Annotated in this window: 16 protein-coding genes and 1 pseudogene; 8 read left to right on the plus strand and 9 right to left on the minus strand. The window is 64.6% G+C overall.

What is annotated here, in order from left to right:
* The first annotated feature begins 22 nt into the window (after positions 1-22).
* The 4 genes from IC66_RS0102420 (at position 23) to IC66_RS0102435 (ending at position 3049) form a co-directional block, all read left to right on the plus strand.
* Positions 23-643, plus strand: coding sequence for a GNAT family N-acetyltransferase (locus IC66_RS0102420; RefSeq protein WP_028144981.1), 621 nt, complete (start codon positions 23-25; stop codon positions 641-643).
* 25 nt (positions 644-668) lie between these two features.
* A complete protein-coding gene (locus tag IC66_RS0102425; protein ID WP_028144980.1) occupies positions 669-1232 on the plus strand; it encodes an isochorismatase family protein in 564 nt (187 codons plus the stop codon).
* A 30-nt stretch (positions 1233-1262) separates the two neighbouring features.
* On the plus strand, positions 1263-1433 hold the full coding sequence (locus IC66_RS47515; RefSeq protein WP_162832232.1) for a hypothetical protein: 171 nt from the start codon (positions 1263-1265) through the stop codon (positions 1431-1433).
* Positions 1434-1666: 233 nt separating this feature from the next.
* The gene (locus IC66_RS0102435; protein ID WP_028144979.1) at positions 1667-3049 is read left to right on the plus strand and encodes an aspartate aminotransferase family protein; all 1383 of its coding nucleotides are present in this window, start codon (positions 1667-1669) and stop codon (positions 3047-3049) included.
* Positions 3050-3267: 218 nt separating this feature from the next.
* Here the strand turns inward: IC66_RS0102435 and rnd are convergent, their stop codons facing one another.
* From rnd to IC66_RS0102465, 5 genes are all read right to left on the minus strand, one after another.
* On the minus strand, positions 3268-4416 hold the full coding sequence (gene rnd / locus IC66_RS0102440) for a ribonuclease D (protein WP_028144978.1): 1149 nt from the start codon (positions 4414-4416) through the stop codon (positions 3268-3270).
* A 410-nt stretch (positions 4417-4826) separates the two neighbouring features.
* Positions 4827-6161: an ABC transporter substrate-binding protein gene (locus tag IC66_RS0102450; RefSeq protein WP_038946548.1), complete on the minus strand. Its 1335-nt coding sequence runs from the start codon at positions 6159-6161 to the stop codon at positions 4827-4829.
* 11 nt (positions 6162-6172) lie between these two features.
* Positions 6173-7042 carry a carbohydrate ABC transporter permease gene (locus IC66_RS0102455; RefSeq protein WP_028144976.1) on the minus strand — a complete coding sequence of 290 codons (870 nt, stop codon included), beginning with the start codon at positions 7040-7042 and terminating at the stop codon, positions 6173-6175.
* Complete coding sequence (locus IC66_RS0102460) at positions 7039-7989, minus strand: carbohydrate ABC transporter permease (protein ID WP_038946549.1); 951 nt, start codon at positions 7987-7989, stop codon at positions 7039-7041. The genes IC66_RS0102455 and IC66_RS0102460 overlap by 4 nt, the downstream gene beginning before the upstream one ends.
* Position 7990: 1 nt before the next feature.
* Entirely contained in the window at positions 7991-8839 is an 849-nt protein-coding gene (locus IC66_RS0102465) for a phosphodiesterase (protein WP_038946551.1), read from the minus strand.
* A gap of 191 nt (positions 8840-9030) precedes the next feature.
* Between IC66_RS0102465 and IC66_RS0102470 the strand changes: the two are divergent.
* Positions 9031-9563 (plus strand): annotated as a pseudogene (locus tag IC66_RS0102470) (REP-associated tyrosine transposase).
* Positions 9564-9681: 118 nt separating this feature from the next.
* Here IC66_RS0102470 and IC66_RS0102475 read toward each other — a convergent pair.
* Positions 9682-11154 (minus strand): protein adenylyltransferase SelO, encoded by a 1473-nt coding sequence (locus IC66_RS0102475; RefSeq protein WP_038946553.1) that lies wholly within the window; start codon positions 11152-11154, stop codon positions 9682-9684.
* A 196-nt stretch (positions 11155-11350) separates the two neighbouring features.
* Here IC66_RS0102475 and aspS point away from each other — a divergent pair, with 196 nt between their 5' ends.
* Positions 11351-13123 (plus strand): aspartate--tRNA ligase, encoded by a 1773-nt coding sequence (aspS, locus tag IC66_RS0102480; protein ID WP_038946554.1) that lies wholly within the window; start codon positions 11351-11353, stop codon positions 13121-13123.
* Between the two features lie 132 nt (positions 13124-13255).
* On the opposite strand, the gene IC66_RS0102485 is transcribed toward aspS, so the two are convergent.
* Positions 13256-15226, minus strand: coding sequence for a hypothetical protein (locus IC66_RS0102485; RefSeq protein WP_038946555.1), 1971 nt, complete (start codon positions 15224-15226; stop codon positions 13256-13258).
* Between the two features lie 248 nt (positions 15227-15474).
* Between IC66_RS0102485 and IC66_RS0102490 the strand changes: the two genes are divergently transcribed.
* Together IC66_RS0102490 and IC66_RS0102495 are read left to right on the plus strand one after the other, a co-directional pair.
* The gene (locus tag IC66_RS0102490) at positions 15475-17781 is read left to right on the plus strand and encodes an NADP-dependent malic enzyme (protein WP_028144969.1); all 2307 of its coding nucleotides are present in this window, start codon (positions 15475-15477) and stop codon (positions 17779-17781) included.
* Positions 17782-18079: 298 nt separating this feature from the next.
* Complete coding sequence (locus IC66_RS0102495; protein ID WP_028144968.1) at positions 18080-18532, plus strand: DoxX family protein; 453 nt, start codon at positions 18080-18082, stop codon at positions 18530-18532.
* A gap of 4 nt (positions 18533-18536) precedes the next feature.
* On the opposite strand, the gene IC66_RS0102500 is transcribed toward IC66_RS0102495, so the two are convergent.
* Entirely contained in the window at positions 18537-19088 is a 552-nt protein-coding gene (locus IC66_RS0102500; protein ID WP_028144967.1) for a dihydrofolate reductase, read from the minus strand.
* A 7-nt stretch (positions 19089-19095) separates the two neighbouring features.
* A partial coding sequence (locus tag IC66_RS0102505; RefSeq protein ID WP_038946556.1) for a polysaccharide deacetylase family protein occupies positions 19096-19964 on the minus strand: 869 nt, incomplete at its 5' end.

Genomic DNA, 19964 nt, shown 5'->3' on the forward strand with positions numbered 1-19964 from the left:
ATCCAAGCAAGGAGTTTTGCAGATGCACGGTACTAGGATTCCCGTCGCCAAGCCCTGTTCCCGCGCCATCACCATCCGCCTTGCGCGCGATCCAAGCGATCTCATGCTGGTCACTGCCATTCGCTCGGCGGTCTATCTCGCCGAGCAGGATTGTCCGTTCGAGGAGGAGTTCGACGGCAACGACATGGTCGCGGCCCATTTCATCGGCTTCGTCGGCAACGAGCCCGCAGGCTGCCTGCGGGTGCGCTTCTTCGGCGATTTCGCCAAGGTGGAGCGGCTCGCGGTCCGCCACCAATACCGGCGCTCGCGCGTCTCGTTCAAGCTGGTGCAGGCCAGCGTCGACTATGTGAAGCGCAAGGGTTTTCGCAAGATCTACGGCCAGGCGCAGGACAGGCTGGTCGATTTCTGGGCCCATTTCGGCGCCAAGCCGCTCGGCCACAATCGCAAGGTCACGTTCTCGGATTTTTCCTACACGGAAATGCTGCTGGAGATCGAGCCGGGACCGGACGCGATCACGCTGGACAGCGATCCCTACGTGATCATCCGCCCCGAAGGCGATTGGGACCGGCCGGGCGTGCTCGACGCTTCGGCGGGGCGGGCGGTGACCTCACCGCTGCGGGATCTCGCGCTCGCCGACCGTTGAAACTGGTGCAGCTCTGCGCAAGACAATGCTGGCTTCCATTCACGAAGATCCGCCGATCCTGGTCTGCGCGGATCTCCAGGTCGAATATCTGACCCCTGGGCGCCGCCACGTCGTCCTCGACGGCGACGCCGTCACTGCGCGCTGCCTGGAACTCCTGACCTTGTGGCGGGGCAATCTCTGGCCGGTGATGCATCTGAAGCGCATCGCACAGGCGGCGTGGTTCAATCCGGCATCGAGGCTGACCGATTGGATCGCGGAGACCAAGCCGCGGCCGGGAGAAATGACGTTCGACCATCCGCTGCCGTCGGCCTACAGCTCGTCGCGGTTTGTGGACTACATGTCCAATATCCGCACTGTGCGCTGCATTCTGATCGGTTTTTCCCTGGACGAGACCATCCTGGCCACCGCCGTTGATGGGTTTCACCGCAGCCATCGCTACCAGGTCGTCGCTGACGCCGCGGCTTGCCGGCAGCCGGGTACGGGCGATGCCGCCGCCTATAAGCATGCGGTAGTGAATGTCATCGGGAATTTTGCTACAATCCAGTCCAGCGCCGAACTGATCAGAACCAGCGGCGCCGTTGCGGTGTAGGCGGCCGCGACCGGCGGATGGGGTGAGAGATTGTCACGGGGAGACGAGCTCAAGGAGCTGGCGAGCGATCTGTCGCGTGCGGCCGAGAGGGCGCGCGGGCTGGGTTTGCCGACGACGGTCTATCTGCTCTCGATGGCGCTGGTGGAGGTGAGGGAGGCCGCCGCCGGCACTGACGACGGGCATGACGACGACGCGGCATGAGAGCTGCTCCACGTGTTGCTTCGTCATGAGCGGATTTGTCACGTGCGGCTTTGTCACGTGCGGCAATGTCACGTGCAGCTTTTTCGCGTGCATCTTTGTGCATCGCTGCTGAGCGCTTGCTGCCGACGAATTGGCGTTGCAAGTTCTGCGCTGTCGCAATAGCCAAGGTACTTGATCATCGAGTGATGACGCCGGCTGTGCCTGCGACGTGACGCTTTCAAGGATCCTCGCAAATGTCCATGCTGCCCAATTCGCAAGAGGCCCGGGATGTGGCCTATCAGCTCCATCCCTACACCAATGCGCGCACCCATCAGCAGGCCGGTCCCCTGGTGATCGAGCGCGGCGAGGGTCCCTACGTCTTCGATGCGTCGGGCAAGCGCTATTTCGAGGCGATGGCCGGCCTGTGGAGCGTCGGGCTCGGCTTCAACGAGAGGCGGCTGGTCGAGGCTGCACACAAGCAGATGCTGGCGCTGCCGTTCTATCACACGTTCTCCGCCAAATCGCACGGGCCCTCGATCGACCTTGCCGAGAAACTGGTCGCGCTCGCGCCTGTGCCGATGAGCAAGGTATTCTTCACCAATTCCGGCTCGGAAGCCAACGACACCGTCCTCAAGCTGATCGCCTATCGCTCCAACGCGCTCGGCCAGCCCCAGCGCAAGAAGGTGATCAGCCGGATGCGCGCCTATCACGGCGTCACCATTGCCTCGGCGAGCCTCACCGGCCTGCCGAACAACCACCGCTCGTTCGATCTGCCGCTGCCGAACATCCTGCACACGGGCTCGCCGCATTTCTACAAGGACGGCGCCCCCGGCGAGACCGAGGAAGCGTTTGCGACGCGCCGGGCCGAGGAGCTCGACGCGCTGATCCAGAAGGAGGGTCCCGATACGATCGCGGCGTTCTTCGGCGAGCCGGTGATGGGCGCGGGCGGCGTCATCGTGCCGCCGGCGACCTATTGGGACAAGATCCAGGCGGTCCTGAACAAGTACGACATCCTGCTCGTCGCCGACGAGGTGATCTGCGGCTTCGGCCGGACCGGCAAGATGTTCGGCTGCGAGACCTACGGCATCAAGCCTGACGTGCTCGTGGTTTCCAAGCAGATCACCTCGAGCTATTTCCCGTTCTCGGCCATCATCATGAACGATCGCATGTTCGAGCCGATCGCGGACGAGAGCAACAAGATCGGCGTGCTCGGCCACGGCTTCACCGCGGGCGGTCATCCGGTCGGATCGGCGGTTGCGCTGGAAAACCTCAAGATCATCGAGGAGCGCGGCCTGGTCGCGCATGCCGCCGAGCTCGGCGCCTACATGCAGGGCAGACTGCGCGAGCTCACCAGCCATCCGCTGGTCGGCGAGGTCCGCGGCGTCGGCATGATCGCGGCAATCGAGCTCGTGCTCGACAAGGGGCGCAAGACCGCAGCGGCGACGCCGGGCGCAGTCGGTGGCATCGCCAGCCGCATGCTCCAGGAGCGCGGCGTGATCTCGCGCAACATGCTGGACGCCATCGCCATCTGCCCGCCGCTGATCGTCACCAAGGCGCAGATCGACGACCTCGTCGCCGCCATTTCGGGCGTGCTGAATGACATGAAGGCGGAAGTGGCGAAGCTGACGCCGGCGTAGGCTCTTGTCTGGGCGCTCAATCTAACACCGTCACCCTGAGGTGGCCGCTTCTTCAGCGGCCCTCGAAGGGCGACGGCCCGGCTGGCTCGCAGTGTGGCCGCTCATCCTTCGAGGATCCCCGTGCGATGCTTTGCATCGCACGCCTTTGCAGACAACGGCTTCGCCGTTGCGCGGGGATGACGGTCTGAATTATGCCGCGTTGATAGCTGGCGGCAGCCTTACGCCCGCTGCACCCCGATCACGCGGCCCTTCTCGATCGCCAGCGCCAGCTCGCCGCGCTTGAGCTTCAAGGCGGCATCGCCGAACAGCTCGCGGCGCCAGCCGCGCAAGGCGGGGACGTCGGCTTCGTCGTCGGCTGCGATCTCTTCGAGATCGTCGACGGTGGCAATCACCTTGCTGGCGACCGCATGCCGCTCCGCGGTCATGCGCAGCAGCACCTTCAAGAGCTCGACGATGGCGGCGCCATTGTTGTTGTTGCGCGGCTTCTCCAGCTTCGGCAGCGTCGAAAAATCCCGCGCCAGCCCGCGCTCGACCGCGGCGACGATGTCCGCGCCCCATTTGGATTTCTCAAAACCCTTCGGCACCGAGCGCAGATGGGCGAGCTTCTCGAGCGTGTTCGGCGCGTGGGTCGCGATATCGCTGACGGCCTCGTCGCGCAGCACGCGGCCGCGCGGCACGTCGCGGCTCTGCGCCTCCTGCTCGCGCCAGGCGGCGACCTCCATCAGGACCGCGAGATCCTTCGGCTTGCGCACGCGCGTCTTCAGCCGCTCCCAGGCGCGCTCGGGGTGGAAGTCGTAGGTCCGGGGCGAGGTCAGGACCTCCATCTCGATGGAGACCCATTCGCTGCGGCGGCGCTTCTTGAGGTCGGCATCGAGCGCTGCGAACACGTCGCGCAAATGCGTGACGTCGGACACGGCGTAATGCATCTGCTCCTTGGTCAGCGGCCGGCGCGACCAGTCGGTGAAGCGGTGGGTCTTGTCGGGGCGGTGGCCGGTGACTTTCTCGACCAGCGCGTCGTAGGCGATGCTGTCGCCGTACCCCAGCACCATCGCGGCAACCTGGGTGTCGAACACCGGATGCGGGATGATGTTGGCCTGGTGCCAGATGATCTCGATGTCCTGACGGGCGGCGTGGAAGACCTTCAGCACGGCCTCGTTGGCCATCAGCTCGAAGAACGGCTTGAGGTCGATCCCCTCGGCCAGGGTATCGACGACGACGGCTTCCTCGGCGCTGGCCATCTGCACCACGCATAGCAGCGGGTAGTAGGTGGTCTCGCGCAGGAACTCGGTATCGACGGTAATGACGGGGTGCTTGGCCAGCCGGCTGCAGGCAGCCGCGAGGTCAGCGGTGGTGGTAATCAAATCCATGAACGGCCCATGACACTTGATATCAGCCGTTCTGCCGAAAGCGCTGTGATGTCAAGGGGCTCGATGCGAATTCGAGCCTTGCATTTGGACCGGAATCGCTTTTTCCGACGAAATTCCTATTCGTAGCGGACCCGGTGCGAGGATTTGCGGGCACAGGGCAACGCCACCACGACCACGCACATGGCGACCAACGCCAATCCCAGGAACTCGAAAACCAACAGATCCACGGCGAAATCTCCAGAAACATTGATAGATTTGTCGGGGGTGCGTTGAGGGTCTGTTAATTGCGATGGTTACCGGCGGTGCGGGCCGCCGGATGGTGGACGGGGGGTTAATACGGGCGGCCGCCTAAAACGAAATCGGCGCCCCGCATGACGGAGCGCCGATGGTCGTTGGCGATGCAGCGATCCTTACGGCAGCTTCAGCGACGTCTCCGCATTGTACGGCTTCAGCGTCTCATCCGCGGCCTTCTGGGCGGCGGCGAGGGCCTCCTTCGGCTGCTTCTTGCCGTTGAGGACCAGCATCACCTCGTCCTCCAGCGTCTTGCGCACCGGGACGGTCTTGTAGGTCGCAAACCAGGGCTTTGCGACATCGAGCTGCTCGACGGCGGTCTTGGCGTCCGGGTTCTTGCTCAGGAAGTCGACCATCTCAGGCGTCTTGTAGGCGGCCATGTTGGGCGCGAAATAACCGGTGGCGCGGCTCCACCAGCCGCTCTTCTCGGGCGAGGTCATCCACTTGATCAGCGTCCAGGCGGCCTTCTGCTTGTCGGCCTCGAGGCCGGCCGGAACGATCAGCGAGGCGCCGCCGATCGGCACGGCGTTGCGGACGTTGCGCGGGATGAAGGCGACCTTGTAGGCGAACTTGGCGTTGTCGCGCACGTAAGTGAGCGAGCCCGTCGACAGCATCATCATCGCAGCATTGCCTGAGATGAAAGAGGTGCTGACGGCAGGGCCGGGCGTGGCGCCGGGCGCATGGACCTTGTGCTTGGTGACAAGGTCGTTCCACCAGGTCAGTGCGCCCAGCATCGAGGGCGTGTCGTAATAGACCTCGCCGCCGAACTCCTCGTTGTAGTAGCGCCCGCCATTGCTCATGGTCAGCGTTTCCATCATCCAGCCGCAATAGTCATACGCGCAGGGAATCGCAATGCCCCATTGGGTCACCTTGTCGCCCTCGCGCTTGGTGAGCTTCTTGGCCCAGTCGGTGAGCTCGGCCCAGGTCTGCGGCGGCTTGTTCGGATCGAGGCCGGCTTCCTTGGCCTTGTCGGCGTTGATGTAGAGCAGCGGCGTCGAATTGTGGAACGGCACGCCGTAGACCGAGCGGTTGATCACCGCGTTGCCCTGCAGCGCGGGGAAGAACTGGCCGAGGAACTGCTCCTTGGTGGTGCCGTCGGCCTTGATCAGGGCATCGAGATTGGTGAGCTCGTTCTCGATCTGCATGTCGAGCAGGAAGTTGGCCGACATGATCACGGCGGACGGCGGCTTGCCGGCCTTGATCGCAGCGCGCGTCTTGATCAGCGTGTCGTCATAGGAGCCGGTGTAGACCGCGGTTGCCTTGACGTCCGGATGGGTCTCGTTGAACTCCTTGATCAAGGTGCCCATGTCGCGGGCGAGCTTGCCGTCGACGGGGACGGGGAAGAACAGATCAATTTCGGTCGGACCTTCGCCGGCGAGAGCCGGAAAGGCGAGGGCGCCTGCCATAGAGCCTGCCATGGCGAGGCCTAGCATGAGCCTGCGGGAAAACAGCATCGAAGAATCTCCTATTTGATGCCTGAGGTGACGAAAGAGCTGATGAAGCGCTTCTGGAAGATCAGGAAGGTGATGAGCAGCGGCGCGATCACCATCAGCGTGCCGGCGGCGATGGTGCCCCACGCTTGCGTGCCCTCCGCGGTCTTGGTGAAGACCGAGAGCCCGACCGTGAGCGGCCGCTTGTCCGGCGAGTTGATCACCATCAGCGGCCACAGGAAGTCGTTCCAGTGGCTGGTGACGGAGATGATGGCGAAGGCCGAGAAGCTCGGCACCGACAGCGGCACGTAGATGTGGCGGATGCGCTGGAACAGGCTGGCGCCATCGATCAGCGCGGCGTCTTCCAGTTCGGTCGGAATGGCTTCGAACGCCTGCCGCATCAGGAAGGTGCCGAAGGCGGAGGCGAAGAACGGCATCATCACGCCGGTGAGCGTGTCGTAGAGGCCGAGCTGCGCCACCAGCGACAGGTTCGGTACGATCAGCAGCACCGGCACCAGCATCAGCTGCATCAGGAACAGATAGAAGATCAGCGTCTTGCCGACGAAGGCGAGGCGGGCGAAGGCAAAGCCCGCCAGCGTGATCGTGGCGAACTGCACCAGCAGAATGCCGGCGCAGATGATCGTGGTGTTGAGCGTGTAGCGCGGGAAATCGCCGATCTCCCAGGCATCCCTGACATTGTCGAGCGTCGGCTTCAGGCTCGGCATCAACTCGGCCATGGCGTTGATGCCGTCGGAGGCCGGGCGCAGCGTCGCCACGACCATCCACAGGAACGGGATGAGCCAGACGATCGCGAGCAGCACGGTCAGCAGGAAGCCGAGCTTGGGCGTGATCTCGCCCCTTGTGGCGAGCGGGGCGTCCCTGAACAGGCGGTCGAACAGCTTCATGGCCCGCCCTCGCGGTTGGCCATGGTGCGGAAGGAGAGCGCGGTGAGGCCCATCAGTGCGGCGAGAGTCAGCAGCGTCGCGGCCGAGGCCTTGCCGACGTCGTAATGCTCGACCGCCTGCTGGTAGATGTAGAACAGCACGAGGTTGGTCGAGTTCGACGGTCCGCCCTGGGTCATGACGAAGACGTGGTCGACCTGCGTCACCGCGTTGAGCGTGGCGATCACGGTAACGAACAGGAAAGTGGGCTTGAGCTCCGGCAGGATGATGTGGCGCAGGCGCATGTAAGGCCCGGCGCCGTCGAGATGTGCGGCCTCCATCACGTCTTCGGGCACGGCCTGGAGGCCGGCGAGGAAGAACAGCATGTAATAGCCCGCGTTCTTCCAGATCGTGATGACCATGATCGCGTAAAGCGCGATATCGGGGTCGCCGAGCCAGTTCGGCAGCACCGGAAGCAAGCGGCCAATGTAGTAGTCGAGCAGGCCGACATTGGGCAGGAAGATGAACATGAACAGCGCGGAGGCCGCGACCATCGGGATCAGCACCGGCAGGAACAGTGCCGTGCGCAGCGCGCTGCTCACGGCGTTGGTGCGCGACAGCGCCAGCGCGAACAAGAGCGCGAGGCCGATGCTGGGGACCGCGGTGCCCACAGCATAGACGAGATTGTTGACGACCGCGCCGGAGAAAGCGGGGTCGGCCAGCACCGCTGCGACGTTGTCGAGACCGACGAAGCGGACCGGCGCCTTCGGCGTGGCGCGCTGGTAGAGCGCATCGACGAGCACGCGGCCCATCGCGCCATAGGTGAACAGCGCGAGGAAGACCAGCGAGGGCAGCAACAGGAGATAGGCGGGCAGCGAAGCTCTGAAGCGCGTGCCGAGGCGCTTCAGGACGTCCAGGCGCGCCGCCGCCGAGGTCGCGACCGGAAGAGCCGCGGGTTCGGCGAGGCTCATCTCACCGCGCCGGGAAATTGAGCGCATAGTCGCGGCCGTCCGTTCCCACGGGTGGTTCGAACGGGAAGCGCAGACTTTCGTCGAGGAAGTCGTGGCTGTGCACGACGAGGTTCTCGTCGTCGATCAGCACGACGCCATAGGCGGGCGGCTCGTGGCTGGCCAGATGCGGCGCGCCGGCGTCGAGCTCGAACCAGACCTGGTGGTTGGTGCCGCGCAAGGTCGAGAACGGGATCTTGCCGTAGCTGCCGAAGATGGGACGGTGTACATGGCCGAAGAACAGATGGCGGATGCGGGCGCGATAGGGTGCGATCACCTCGGCAAATTCGGCACTCTGCTTCAGCCCGATCTCGTCCATCGCATGGACGCCGATCGGGAAGGGCGGGTGATGCATGAACACGACGAACGGCTGGTCGGCAGGCGCAGCCGCGAGCGTCTTCGCGAGCCAGTCGAAGCGCTTGGCGCACATCTCGCCGGCGTGGCTGGTCTCGTCCAGCGTGTCGAGGAAGACGAACAGGCCGTGCTCGGTGGTGCGCGTGCCCTGCACGAAGCCGTTGGCATCGCGCGGCGCAGCCTTCAGGCTATCGAGGCAAGTCACGCGCTTGTCGTGATTGCCGACCATGGCAATGTAAGGGATTTTGAGCGCGGCCATCGCGTCGGCGAAATTGGCGTAGGACTCCGGCTCGCCCCAATGCGTGAGGTCGCCGGTCACGACCGCGAACGCCGCGTCGGACTGATGCTTGTTGATGTCGGCAATCGCAGCGTCCAGCCGGGCGCGCGGGTCGAGGCCGTAGAGCTTCAAGCCGGGGTTCGCCAGATGCGTGTCGGTGATGTGGATGAATTTGAAGGGCATGGCGCGCTTTGTCGGGACGGTTGGAGGATGGGCGCTTCCGGCAAGACGACCCTGACAGGCGGTTAGAGGGCGTGTGTTTCAGTTTGATGACAGCGGTTCCTGCGTCCACAGTGCTACGCTTCGTAGGGTGGATTAGCCGAAGGCGTAATCCACCACTGTAAGCCAACTGCAAGTTGTGCTATTTGCCATGCATGTCCGACTACCGCCGCGCATTCGTCCCGGGAGGATGCTGGTTCTTTACCGTGAACCTGCTCGATCGGCGGAAAGCTCTTTTGACCGACCAGATTGAGAGCCTGCGAGACGCGGTCGCCGCAATGCGACAGAGCCACCCCTTCGCAATCGATGCTTTCGTGGTTCTGCCGGACCATCTCCACGCAATCTGGAAGCTGCCGTCGGGCGACGCCGATTTTTCGGTGCGCTGGCGCTTGATCAAGCCTCGTTTCGCCAAAGCACTCCCGGTGACCGAGCGGCTGAGCGCTGTCCGTTTCTCACGGAATGAACGCGGCATATGGCAGCGACGGTTCTGGGAGCACCTGATCCGGGACGAGGCCGACTACGCCCGCCACGTCGAGTATTGTTATTACAATCCCGTCAAGCACGGGCATGTGTCGCGAGTCTGCGACTGGCCGTATTCGTCATTCACCGCGATGTTCGTGCAGGACTGCTTCCGGAGGATTGGGGCGGAGACACTCAGTTCATCGGCGAGTTCGGAGAGCGGACGTGATAGCCGCGCCAATCTGTAGGGTGGATGAGCGAAGCGTAATCCACCTCTTTGCCTCCGCCGTCGAAGGAAGTGGTGGATTACGCCTTCGGCTAATCCACCCTACGCATTGAATGTTTGGTTAGGTCCCGCAGAACGTCTGCAACACCCGCTGGTCCGGCAGCGGTGGATCGGCATAGGCGGCGTAATCCGGCTGGTCGTCGAACGGTTTCGCCAGCACCTTCACCAATTCCTCGAATGGCGCGTAATTGTCGTCGTTGACGGCGGCCTGGATCACGGCCTCGACGCGGTGGTTGCGCGGGATGAACATGGGATTGACGGCGTGCATGGCCGCCTGCCGCTCGGCCGCGCTCTGCGGCTCCAGCGCGATGCGTGCGCGCCAGCGGCCGGCCCACTCGTCGAAGGCCGCGGGCTGCATGAACTGCGCGCGCGCATCCGCAGTGTCATCGACGGCGGCGTCGCCGAGCTTGCGGAAGGTGAGGGTGAAGTCGGCCTGGTTCTTGGCCATGGCGTCGAGCAGGTCCTGGATCAGCGCCTCGTCGCCGTCGCGCTCCGTGAACAGGCCGACCTTTTTGCGCAGGCCGGCTTGATAAGCCGCGCTGAACTGGTCTGAGAACGCGCCGAGGATGTCCTGGGCCTCCGCGACCGCCTTCTCCTGCTCGTCGGAGAACAGCGGCAGCAGGCATTCGGCGAGGCGCGTCAGATTCCACAGCGCGATACGCGGCTGGTTGGCATAGGCGTAGCGGCCCATCTCGTCGATCGAGGAGAACACCTGCGAAGGGTTGTAGGCGTCCATGAAGGCGCAGGGTCCGTAATCGATGGTCTCACCGGAGATGGAGCTGTTGTCGGTATTCATGACGCCGTGGATGAAGCCGACCAGCAGCCAGCGCGCGACGAGATCGGCCTGGCGCGCGACGACGCCGGCGAGCAGCGCATGATAGGGCCGCTCGGCGCCGACTAGTTCGGGATAGTGCCTGGCGACGACGTGGTCGGCGAGCCGGCGGATCGCATCGGTGTCACGGCGCACGGCGAAGAACTGGAAGGTGCCGACGCGGATATGGCTGGAAGCAACACGCGTCAGCACCGCGCCGGGCAGCGCGGTCTCGCGGATGACGTGCTCGCCGGTGACGACGGCGGCGAGCGAGCGGGTGGTCGGGATGCCCAGCGCATACATGGCTTCACTGACGATGTATTCGCGCAGCACAGGTCCGAGCGCGGCGCGGCCGTCGCCGCGGCGGGAGAACGGGGTGGGGCCCGAGCCCTTGAGCTGGATGTCGCGGCGGATGCCGTCGCTGTCGATGACCTCGCCGAGCAGGATGGCGCGGCCGTCGCCGAGCTGCGGCACGAACTGCCCGAACTGATGTCCGGCATAGGCCATGGCGATGGGATCGGCGCCGGCGGGAACCGTTTTGCCGGCCAGGATCGCCGCGCCCTCCGGGGTCTCCAGCAGGTCAGGATCGAGCCCGAGCTGGACCGCCAGCGGGCGGTTCAGCTTGATCAGCCGGGGGGCGGCGACCGGGGTCGGCGCGACGCGGGCAAAGAAGCTGTCCGGCAGCGCCGAATAGGAGTTCTGGAAGGGGAAATGCACCGTCATGGCCTCAAGATAGGGCTGGAACACCTGATGGCAAAGGGATGAGCCCAGATTGGGCAAAATTGGGCGCTTCCGGCCCAAAACAGGCCGTTCCCTTGGTTGCCGCCCCCGGCCTCGTCGGGTAAACCCTGCCGCAATCTCGGACCGGCCATGACAGGCCGTCCGATTCGCTTCCTCCGACATCATTTTTGGGACGACCATGCATCGCTACCGGTCACATACATGCGGCGCGCTCCGCGAGAGCAACATCGGCGAGACGGTCCGCCTGTCAGGCTGGGTCCATCGCGTTCGCGACCATGGCGGCGTGCTGTTCATCGACCTGCGCGACCATTACGGCCTGACCCAGTGCGTGGTCGATCCGGACTCGCCGGCGTTCTCGCTGGCCGAGAAGCTGCGCTCGGAATTCGTGGTGCGGATGGATGGCAAGGCCCGCCGCCGCCCCGAGGGCACCAACAATGACGATCTGCCGACCGGCAAGATCGAGATCTACGTCACCGAGATCGAGGTGCTGGGTCCGGCCGGCGATCTGCCGCTGCCTGTGTTTGGCGACCAGGAATATCCTGAAGACATCCGCCTGAAGTACCGCTTCCTCGACCTGCGCCGCGAAAAGCTGCACCAGAACATCATGACGCGCGTCGAGATCATCAAGTCGATGCGCCGGCGCATGGAGGGGCAGGGCTTCTTCGAGTTCAACACCCCGATCCTGACCGCGTCCTCGCCGGAAGGCGCACGCGACTTCCTGGTGCCGTCGCGCATCCATCCCGGCAAGTTCTACGCGCTGCCGCAGGCGCCGCAGCAGTACAAGCAGCTGCTGATGATGTCGGGCTTCGACCGCTATTTCCAGATCGCGCCCTGCTTCCGCGACGAGGACCCGCGTGCCGACCGTCTGCCGGGCGAGTTCTACCAGCTCGACGTCGAGATGAGCTTTGTGACTCAGGAAGACGTGTTCGCGGCGATGGAGCCCGTGATCACCGGCGTGTTCGAGGAGTTCGCCAAGGGCAAGCCGGTGAGCAAGAACTGGCGCCGGATTCCGTTCGCCGAGGCCTTGCGCAAATACGGCAGCGACAAGCCGGATTTGCGCAACCCCATCGAGATGCAGGACGTCTCCGAGCACTTCCGCGGCTCCGGCTTCAAGGTCTTCGCGCGCATGCTCGAAGACCCCAAGAACCAGGTCTGGGCGATCCCCGCACCGGGCGGCGGCAGCCGCGCCTTCTGCGACCGCATGAACTCGTGGGCGCAGGGCGAGGGCCAGCCTGGCCTCGGCTACATCATGTGGCGCGAGGGCGGCGAGGGTGCAGGTCCCCTTGCGAACAACATCGGGCCTGAGCGCACCGCTGCGATCCGCGCACAGATCGGCGTGAAGGAAGGCGATGCCGCCTTCTTCGTCGCCGGCGATCCCGACAAGTTCTGGAAGTTTTCAGGGCTCGCCCGCAACAAGGTCGGCGAGGAATTGAACCTCACCGACAAGGAGCGGTTCGAGCTCGCCTGGATCGTCGACTTCCCGATGTACGAGTACAACGAGGATGACAAGAAGGTCGACTTCTCGCACAACCCGTTCTCGATGCCGCAGGGCGGCCTCGACGCGCTGCAGGGCCAGGACCCGCTCACCATCAAGGCGTTCCAGTACGACATCACCTGCAACGGCTACGAGATCGCCTCGGGCGGCATCCGTAACCATGTGCCGGAGGCGATGGTGAAGGCGTTCGAGATCGCAGGTTACGGCGAGCAGGAAGTGGTCGACCGCTTCGGCGGCATGTACCGCGCCTTCCAGTACGGCGCCCCGCCGCATGGCGGTATGGCCGCGGGCGTCGACCGCATCGTGATGCTGCTGTGCGGCACCACGAATTTGCGCGAGATCTCGCTGTTCCCGATGAACCAGCAGGCGATGGATTTGCTGATGGGCGCGCCGTCGGATGCGACCACAAAACAGCTTCGCGAGCTGCATGTGCGGGTGAACCTGCCGCAGAAGTGAGTGGTGCGTGCCCCGGACGCAGCGCAGCACGCAGTGATGCGCTGCTGAGCCGGGGCCCACATTTCGGCACAGCAGGCTTTCTCCCGGACGCGCAGCGTCACTGCGTGCCGAGGCGCGTCCGGGACACGAGAGCTACAATCCCGTCGACGCCTCGATCCTGAACTGCGCCAGTGCGCCCTCGGGGTCGCTTTGCGACAGCTGCATCAATTGCATCAGCGGCACCTTGGCGCGGGGCGTTAGCTTGACGGTCAGCGTCTGCCCTGACGTCTCCACGAAACCGGCGAGCGCATCGACCGCCATTTTCACGTCGCCATTGGCCCCTGTGATCTTCTCACCCTGCGCCCTGATCATCGCGACGATGGCGCCGCGTGCGGCGTCGCGGCTGACGTCCTGCATGCGCGCGAACTGCGCCACGACGAGATCGACCACGCCGCTGTCGCGCAGTGAGAGCTCGAACGTGCCGGTCTCGACCTGCGCCGCCTGGCCCATCGCCTGCACCGGGTCGGTCGTGAACAGGCTGCGCGGGACGTTGGCAAGCCCAAAGCGGGCCTGCGCCTTGGCAAGGTTGCCGAGATCGAGCGTGGCCGGCGCGAGCGCGAATGCGCCGGACGATTCCGTCCAGGCCGCACCGAGATCGAGGTCGATCGCGAGCTTGTCCACGCCTGCCATGATCAGCGGCCGTTGCGCCGGATTGGCGGGGTCTGCCGGCGCGACCATCCTCACGACCAGATTGGCCTTGCTCGGAATCGATCCGACCAGCTGGCCCCAGTTCAGGCTGATCGTGTCGATGGTGACGAACTGCCGCGTATTCTTGTAGGGCGCCACCACGCCCTTGATCTCCGCGCCTTCGAGCACGCGGAACAGGCCGAGCATCTGATCGGGCGAGGGCGGCTGCCCGTGGCTGCTGAGCCCCGCCGCCCAGCGCATCAGGTTTGCCGCGCTGAACGATTTCAGCGCGAACCGCTCCATCTTGAACTGCCCTTGCGGCGAGGGCGTATCGACGCCCTCGACCGCGAACTCACCCTCCCGGTATCTGACGGCATTGATCCTGGCCATCCCTTGCGGCGTGCCCATGGATGACTTGCCGACCTCGATCTTGCCGATGCGAAATCCATCATAGAACCCGGCGAGCTTCTCCATCATCTCGCGCGATTGTGCGACGGTCGGGACCACCGACCGGTCCGTCGGCAATAGCGCAATGATTTCGGCCGGCCGGAATTTTGACGGTTGCACCGCGATGTCCTCGAAGGTGATACCGTCGATGTCCATCCGAATGCCCTGGGTCGATTTGAGCACATAGGGGCCGGCCGAGATCTGGCGGTAGACGCGATGATAGCTGTCGTCGCCGGTCTTCTGCGGATCGAGCGCCGCGGCGATCGCGGTCGCGTCGAAATCGTTGACGACGACGTTGGAGAGGTCGCCGGTCAGCTTGTCCTGCTTGCCCGGTTGCGGCACGTCGATGGTGAAGACGGCGCGGTCCGCTTTCATTGCATCGATCTTGCCGCGCTTGAGATTCTGGATTGCCAGCCCGGAATAGGCGACCTCGCCGCTGCCGGCGGCGCTGCCGCTCGCATCGAAGGTCATCGTCAGCGTCGGAGCCGTGACTGACGATGCCGTGATGCTGGCGTACTGATCGAGTACATAACGGTAAAGCTCGATCAGGGATCCGCCCGTCGGCGCATTGCCGGCGTGAACGGGGCCGGCATAGTCACGCAAGGTGAGTTGCGGAATCTTGTAGGACGCCTTCAGCTTCGCGGCGCCGACCTGGTCCAGCGCGACTTCGAAACCCGTGACGTCGATGCTGTCGGCCGAGAAGCTGTTATCGTCGATCAGGCGAACGCCGGCGCCCTTGATGCCGGCAATCTTGATCTGCGCCTGCGGCTGCTCGCCGGGAGCGATCGTGATATCCTCGATCGTCAGCGTGCGCGTCCCAAGTTCGAACCCGATCTTGCCATGGCTCGCCTTGCCGCCGCCTGCGCGTAACTGCTCGAAGGCTGCCTCGACCTCGCTCGTCGCCCGATGCTGGACATAGAGGTTGAAGCCGAACCATCCGCCCGCGCCGAGTACGGCTGCCACGATCAGGCCGATCAGGATTCGCTTCATTCCCAGCTCCAGTTGCTCGTTTTGCACCGCGCAACCTGCCATATTCGCGAAACGCCGCGTGGTCCAGGGAAAGCTATGGTTTTCAAATATTTGACCGCGCGCCCTGTTGATGGGCGCGCAATCGGATGTTGCCACCGGGGCGCCCGGCGTGCTTCATCCCGTTTCCATGACCCGGAAATACGGTCCGCTTGGACAGCCGCTTTCGGATCGTGCATTTTTGAGGCCGGTAACGCGAGGCGAGACACCGCATGTCGTCCTATTCTGATGATCTCCACCAGGCGGCGCTCGCCTACCATCGTCTGCCGCGCCCTGGAAAGCTCGAGATCCAGGCAAGCAAGCCGCTTGCCAACCAGCGCGACCTCGCGCTGGCCTATTCGCCGGGCGTCGCCGCGGCCTGCACCGAGATCGCCAAGAACCCGGCGGAAGCCGCCACGCTGACTACCCGCGCCAATCTGGTCGCCGTGGTCTCCAACGGTACCGCCGTGCTCGGCCTCGGCAATATCGGCCCGCTGGCATCCAAGCCGGTGATGGAGGGCAAGGCCGTCCTGTTCAAGAAATTCGCCGGCATCGACGTGTTCGACATCGAGATCGCCGCCGACACCATCGATCGCGTGGTCGAGACTGTGGCGGCGCTCGAACCGACCTTCGGCGGCATCAATCTGGAAGACATCCGCGGACCGGAATGCTTCGAGATCGAGGCGCAGCTCAAGGAGCGCATGAAGATCCCGGTCTTCCATGACGATCAGCACGGCACCGCCATCATCGTCGCCGCCGCCATCACCAACGGCCTCAGGCTGAACGGCAAGAAACTCTCCGACGTCAAGATCGTGGCGTCCGGGGCAGGGGCCGCGGCGATCGCGACGCTCAATCTTCTGGTGTCGATGGGCGCGCAGCGCAAGAACATCTGGGTCTGCGACATCGACGGCCTCGTGCATGAGGGCCGCAACACCACGATGGACCGCTGGAAGGCGGTCTATGCGCAGAAGACTGACAAGCGGACGCTCGGCGACGTCATCGGCGGTGCCGACATCTTCATCGGTCTCTCGGCGCCCGGCGTGCTCAAGCCGGAGATGGCCAAGGCGATGGCCGACAAGCCGCTGATCATGGCGCTCGCCAACCCGACCCCGGAGATCATGCCGGAGGAGGCGCGCAAGGTGCGCCCTGACGCCATGATCTGCACCGGCCGCTCCGACTATCCGAACCAGGTCAACAACGTCCTCTGCTTTCCCTTCATCTTCCGCGGCGCGCTCGATGTCGGCGCCAGCGCCATCAACGAGGAGATGAAGCACGCCGCCGTCGAGGCCATCGCGCAGCTCGCGCGCGAGGCGCCGTCGGATGCGGTCGCCCAGGGTTTCGACACTGGCGAGACGCAGGGTTTTGGCCCGGGCTCGCTGATCCCGAGCCCGTTTGATCCCAGGTTGATTTTGCGCATCGCGCCGGCGGTGGCGAAGGCGGCGATGGAGTCGGGGGTGGCGACGCGGCCCATCACCAATTTCGACGAGTACACCGCGCTGCTCGAGCGCTTCGCCTTCCGCTCCGGCCTCGTCATGAAGCCGATGTTCGCCAAGGCCAAGACCCAGCCGGTGCGCGTGATCTACGCCGAAGGCGAGGACGAGCGCGTGCTGCGCGCCACGCAAGTGGTGCTTGAGGAGAACCTGGCGCGGCCGATCCTGGTCGGCCGTCCTTCGGTCGTGGAAGCGCGCATCCAGCGCTTCGGCCTCTCCATCCGCGCCGGCAAGGATTTCGACCTCGTCAATCCCGAGGACGATCCGCGCTACCGTTCCTACGTGCAGTCCTATGTCGAGGTCGCCGGCCGCAGGGGCGTGACGCCGGATGCGGCGCGCACGGTGGTGCGTACCAACAACACGGTCATCGCTGCGCTCGCGGTGACGCGCGGGGAGGCGGATGCGATGCTCTGCGGCGTCGAGGGCCGATACATGAGCCATCTTCGCCATGTCCGCGAGATCGTTGGTTTTTGCCCGGGCATCAGCGACTACGCGGCGCTGGCACTGCTGATCACCAGCAAGGGCGCCTTCTTCATCGCCGACACGCAAGTTCGCCCCAATCCGAGCGCGGAGGAACTCGCCGAGATCGCTTCGCTCGCCGCGGTCCACGTTCAGCGCTTCAACATCAAGCCGAAGATCGCCTTCGTCTCGCACTCGGATTTCGGCAGCTACGACACCGATTCCTCGCGCAAGATGCGCCGCGCGACCCAGCTGCTCAAGGAAAAGCATCCGGAGATCGAGGCCGACGGCGAGATGCAGGGCGATACTGCGCTCTCCGCTGCCGCGCGAAAAATGGTGCTGCCGCATTCCAATCTCGAGGGCGAGGCCAACATCCTGATCATGCCGACGCTGGACACCGCCAACGTCGCCTATCAGATGATCAAGTCGCTGGCGGACGCGCTCCCCGTCGGCCCGATCCTGATCGGCCCGGCGCGCCCGGCGCATATCCTGACGCCGTCGGTGACGGCACGCGGCATCCTCAACATGACGGCCGTCGCCGTGGTCGAAGCGCAGGAGCGCGCGGCCCGGCAGCCGACGCTGTTTACGTAAGGGACCGTTCAAGTAAGATTCTCCGAACTCGTCATGCCCGGGCTTGTCCCGGGCATCCACGATCTTCGTGCCGCGGGACAGGCCGTGGATGGCCGGGACAAGTCCGGCCATGACGCAGAGAGAGAGTGGTGGTCGAATTCGTCCCGGTAGTTCGACTCCGGTAGCGAGCGCCACTACACCGTCCGCCTCGCCAACGTTGAATTACTTTCAGTTCTCCATTTCCCCGTTTGTAAAGCGGCGCGCAACTCTTCATAATCCTTGCGCGTTCCGTGCTTAGCGCTTTGCCAAGAGGCCGATCATGCCAGCGTTCGTGACTTTCGGGCGAATCCTGTTCGCCGTGCTGTTCATCTACACGGGCGCGACCAAGCTCTTTGCCATCCAGGCGACGGCCGACTTCATCGCCACCAAGGTCGTGGTGCCCGACATCGTCGCCCCTTACGCCAAGCAGGTGGAGACGGCCACCGCCATGACCACGCCGCAACTGCTGGCGATCGCGGTCGGCGCGCTCGAGATCATCGCGGGGCTGATGATCGCGCTGAATTTCGGCGCGCGGTTCTTCGCGATGCTGCTGATCGTCTATGTCGCGGTCGCGACCGTGCTGTTCGACGATTTTTGGAACCAGGCGCCGCCCGACAACGCGAAGATGGTGGTCGACGCGCTGAAGAACCTTTCGATCATCGGCGCCTTGTTCATGATCATGGGATACGGCCGCACCACGCGTCCGGCCGAGGCGGCGTACGGGGACGTCTGACGGCCTACGTTCGGCGCCAGGGTGTCACAGTCACCTCATGCGCCGCGTCGAGCAGATACGGCGTGCCCGGCTTCAGGCCGTGCGACGCCAGCACCTCATGCGGGCTCCGCTGGGGCACGCCGACGAAGCAGCCTTCGCCGCCGGGCAGGCGCACATGCGGGGCTTCCGACAGCCAGAAGGTATCGTAGCGGCCCATGAACATCTCGAACACGGCGGGGCCGCCGATGATGGCGACCATGCCGGAGGCGACATCGGCAAAGGCGCAGGCCTCCTCGAAGCTCGCCTGTTTCGGATTCCACAGCGTTGCGTTCGGCATCTCCGGATCGACGGAGAGCGCCTTGATCTTGCGGGTCAGGATCAGCCGCTTGCGCTTCGGCGAATTCGGCTGCTGCTCATGCGAGTTGCGGCCGTGCACGATCAGCGCGGCGCGATCGAGCGCCTGCTCGAAGAACAGCTTGTCGCCGTCGAACTTCAGGCTGTCGGGCATGACGTGGCCGGCGTCGGCGAGCATGCCGTCCGCCGAGACGATGACGTAGCCTTCGATACGGAAAGACAATGGCCGTCTATTCGGAAACGGTCGTCACCACGGAATTGACCGGGCGCTGGCTCACCGTCGGCAGCTTGGCGTCCTTGAGCAGCTCCTGGTCGTATTCGGGCAGCGACGAGGCCGGGAATTTGGCGCGCATCGCCACCACCTTGTAGCCACCCGCCTTCAGGCGCTTGAGCAGCTCGGGCAGGGCCTCCGCCGTGTGCTTCTGGAAGTCGTGCATCAGGATGATGCCCTTGCCCTTGGTGTCGAGCTTCTTCATCACGGTCTCGACCACCTTCTCGGGCTTGGAAGCCTTGAAGTCGAAAGAGTCGATATCGCAGGAGAAGATCGCGGTGTTGCGGTTGCCGAGATAGGTGACCATCTCCGGCGGATGCTGAAGCGCCGGGAAGCGGAAGAACGGCGAGGGCGAGATGCCGCCGAGCGCCCACTTCACCGCGGACAGGCCCTTCTCGATCTCTTCCTTGCGCTGCGCTTCGTTAAGCTTCTTGTTGTTGAGATTGGCGTGCGACCAGGTGTGGGTGCCAACGGTGTGGCCGGCGTTGTAGACCTGCTTCAGGATCTCGGGCTCATAGGTCGCGTGCTTGCCGATCGAGAAGAAGATGCCGGTGGTGCATTCGTCGGCGAGCGCCTTCAGCACAGCGGGCGTGTTCTTGGGCCAGGGGCCGTCGTCGAAGGTCAGTACCACCTCCTTGTCGCGCAGGAAGTCGAGCTCCTTGAAATGCTCGAAGCCGAAGCCCGGACCGCCCGTGGTGTCGATCTCGACGGTGCGGGCGACACCGAGCGCGCCCGGCGTGTTGCAAGCCGCGCGGGCCGGCTGCGGCGCCTGCTTGGGCGGAGGCGGATTGACGAAGCCTGCCGGCGCGGCGGCGGCCGCGGGAGCTG

The organism is Bradyrhizobium genomosp. III, from assembly GCF_000261705.1.
GTDB lineage: Bacteria > Pseudomonadota > Alphaproteobacteria > Rhizobiales > Xanthobacteraceae > Bradyrhizobium > Bradyrhizobium ottawaense.

Bases quoted from the DNA above. Each gene is read 5' to 3' on its own strand.
- IC66_RS0102450 (WP_038946548.1), bottom strand. From the start codon at position 6,161: ATGCTGTTTTCCCGCAGGCTCATGCTAGGCCTCGCCATGGCAGGCTCT.
- IC66_RS0102425 (WP_028144980.1), top strand. From the start codon at position 669: ATGCTGGCTTCCATTCACGAAGATCCGCCGATCCTGGTCTGCGCGGAT.
- rnd (WP_028144978.1), bottom strand. From the start codon at position 4,416: ATGGATTTGATTACCACCACCGCTGACCTCGCGGCTGCCTGCAGCCGG.
- aspS (WP_038946554.1), top strand. From the start codon at position 11,351: ATGCATCGCTACCGGTCACATACATGCGGCGCGCTCCGCGAGAGCAAC.
- IC66_RS0102465 (WP_038946551.1), bottom strand. From the start codon at position 8,839: ATGCCCTTCAAATTCATCCACATCACCGACACGCATCTGGCGAACCCC.
- IC66_RS0102475 (WP_038946553.1), bottom strand. From the start codon at position 11,154: ATGACGGTGCATTTCCCCTTCCAGAACTCCTATTCGGCGCTGCCGGAC.
- IC66_RS0102495 (WP_028144968.1), top strand. From the start codon at position 18,080: ATGCCAGCGTTCGTGACTTTCGGGCGAATCCTGTTCGCCGTGCTGTTC.
- IC66_RS0102485 (WP_038946555.1), bottom strand. From the start codon at position 15,226: ATGAAGCGAATCCTGATCGGCCTGATCGTGGCAGCCGTACTCGGCGCG.
- IC66_RS0102455 (WP_028144976.1), bottom strand. From the start codon at position 7,042: ATGAAGCTGTTCGACCGCCTGTTCAGGGACGCCCCGCTCGCCACAAGG.
- IC66_RS0102460 (WP_038946549.1), bottom strand. From the start codon at position 7,989: ATGAGCCTCGCCGAACCCGCGGCTCTTCCGGTCGCGACCTCGGCGGCG.
- IC66_RS0102420 (WP_028144981.1), top strand. From the start codon at position 23: ATGCACGGTACTAGGATTCCCGTCGCCAAGCCCTGTTCCCGCGCCATC.
- IC66_RS0102435 (WP_028144979.1), top strand. From the start codon at position 1,667: ATGTCCATGCTGCCCAATTCGCAAGAGGCCCGGGATGTGGCCTATCAG.
- IC66_RS0102490 (WP_028144969.1), top strand. From the start codon at position 15,475: ATGTCGTCCTATTCTGATGATCTCCACCAGGCGGCGCTCGCCTACCAT.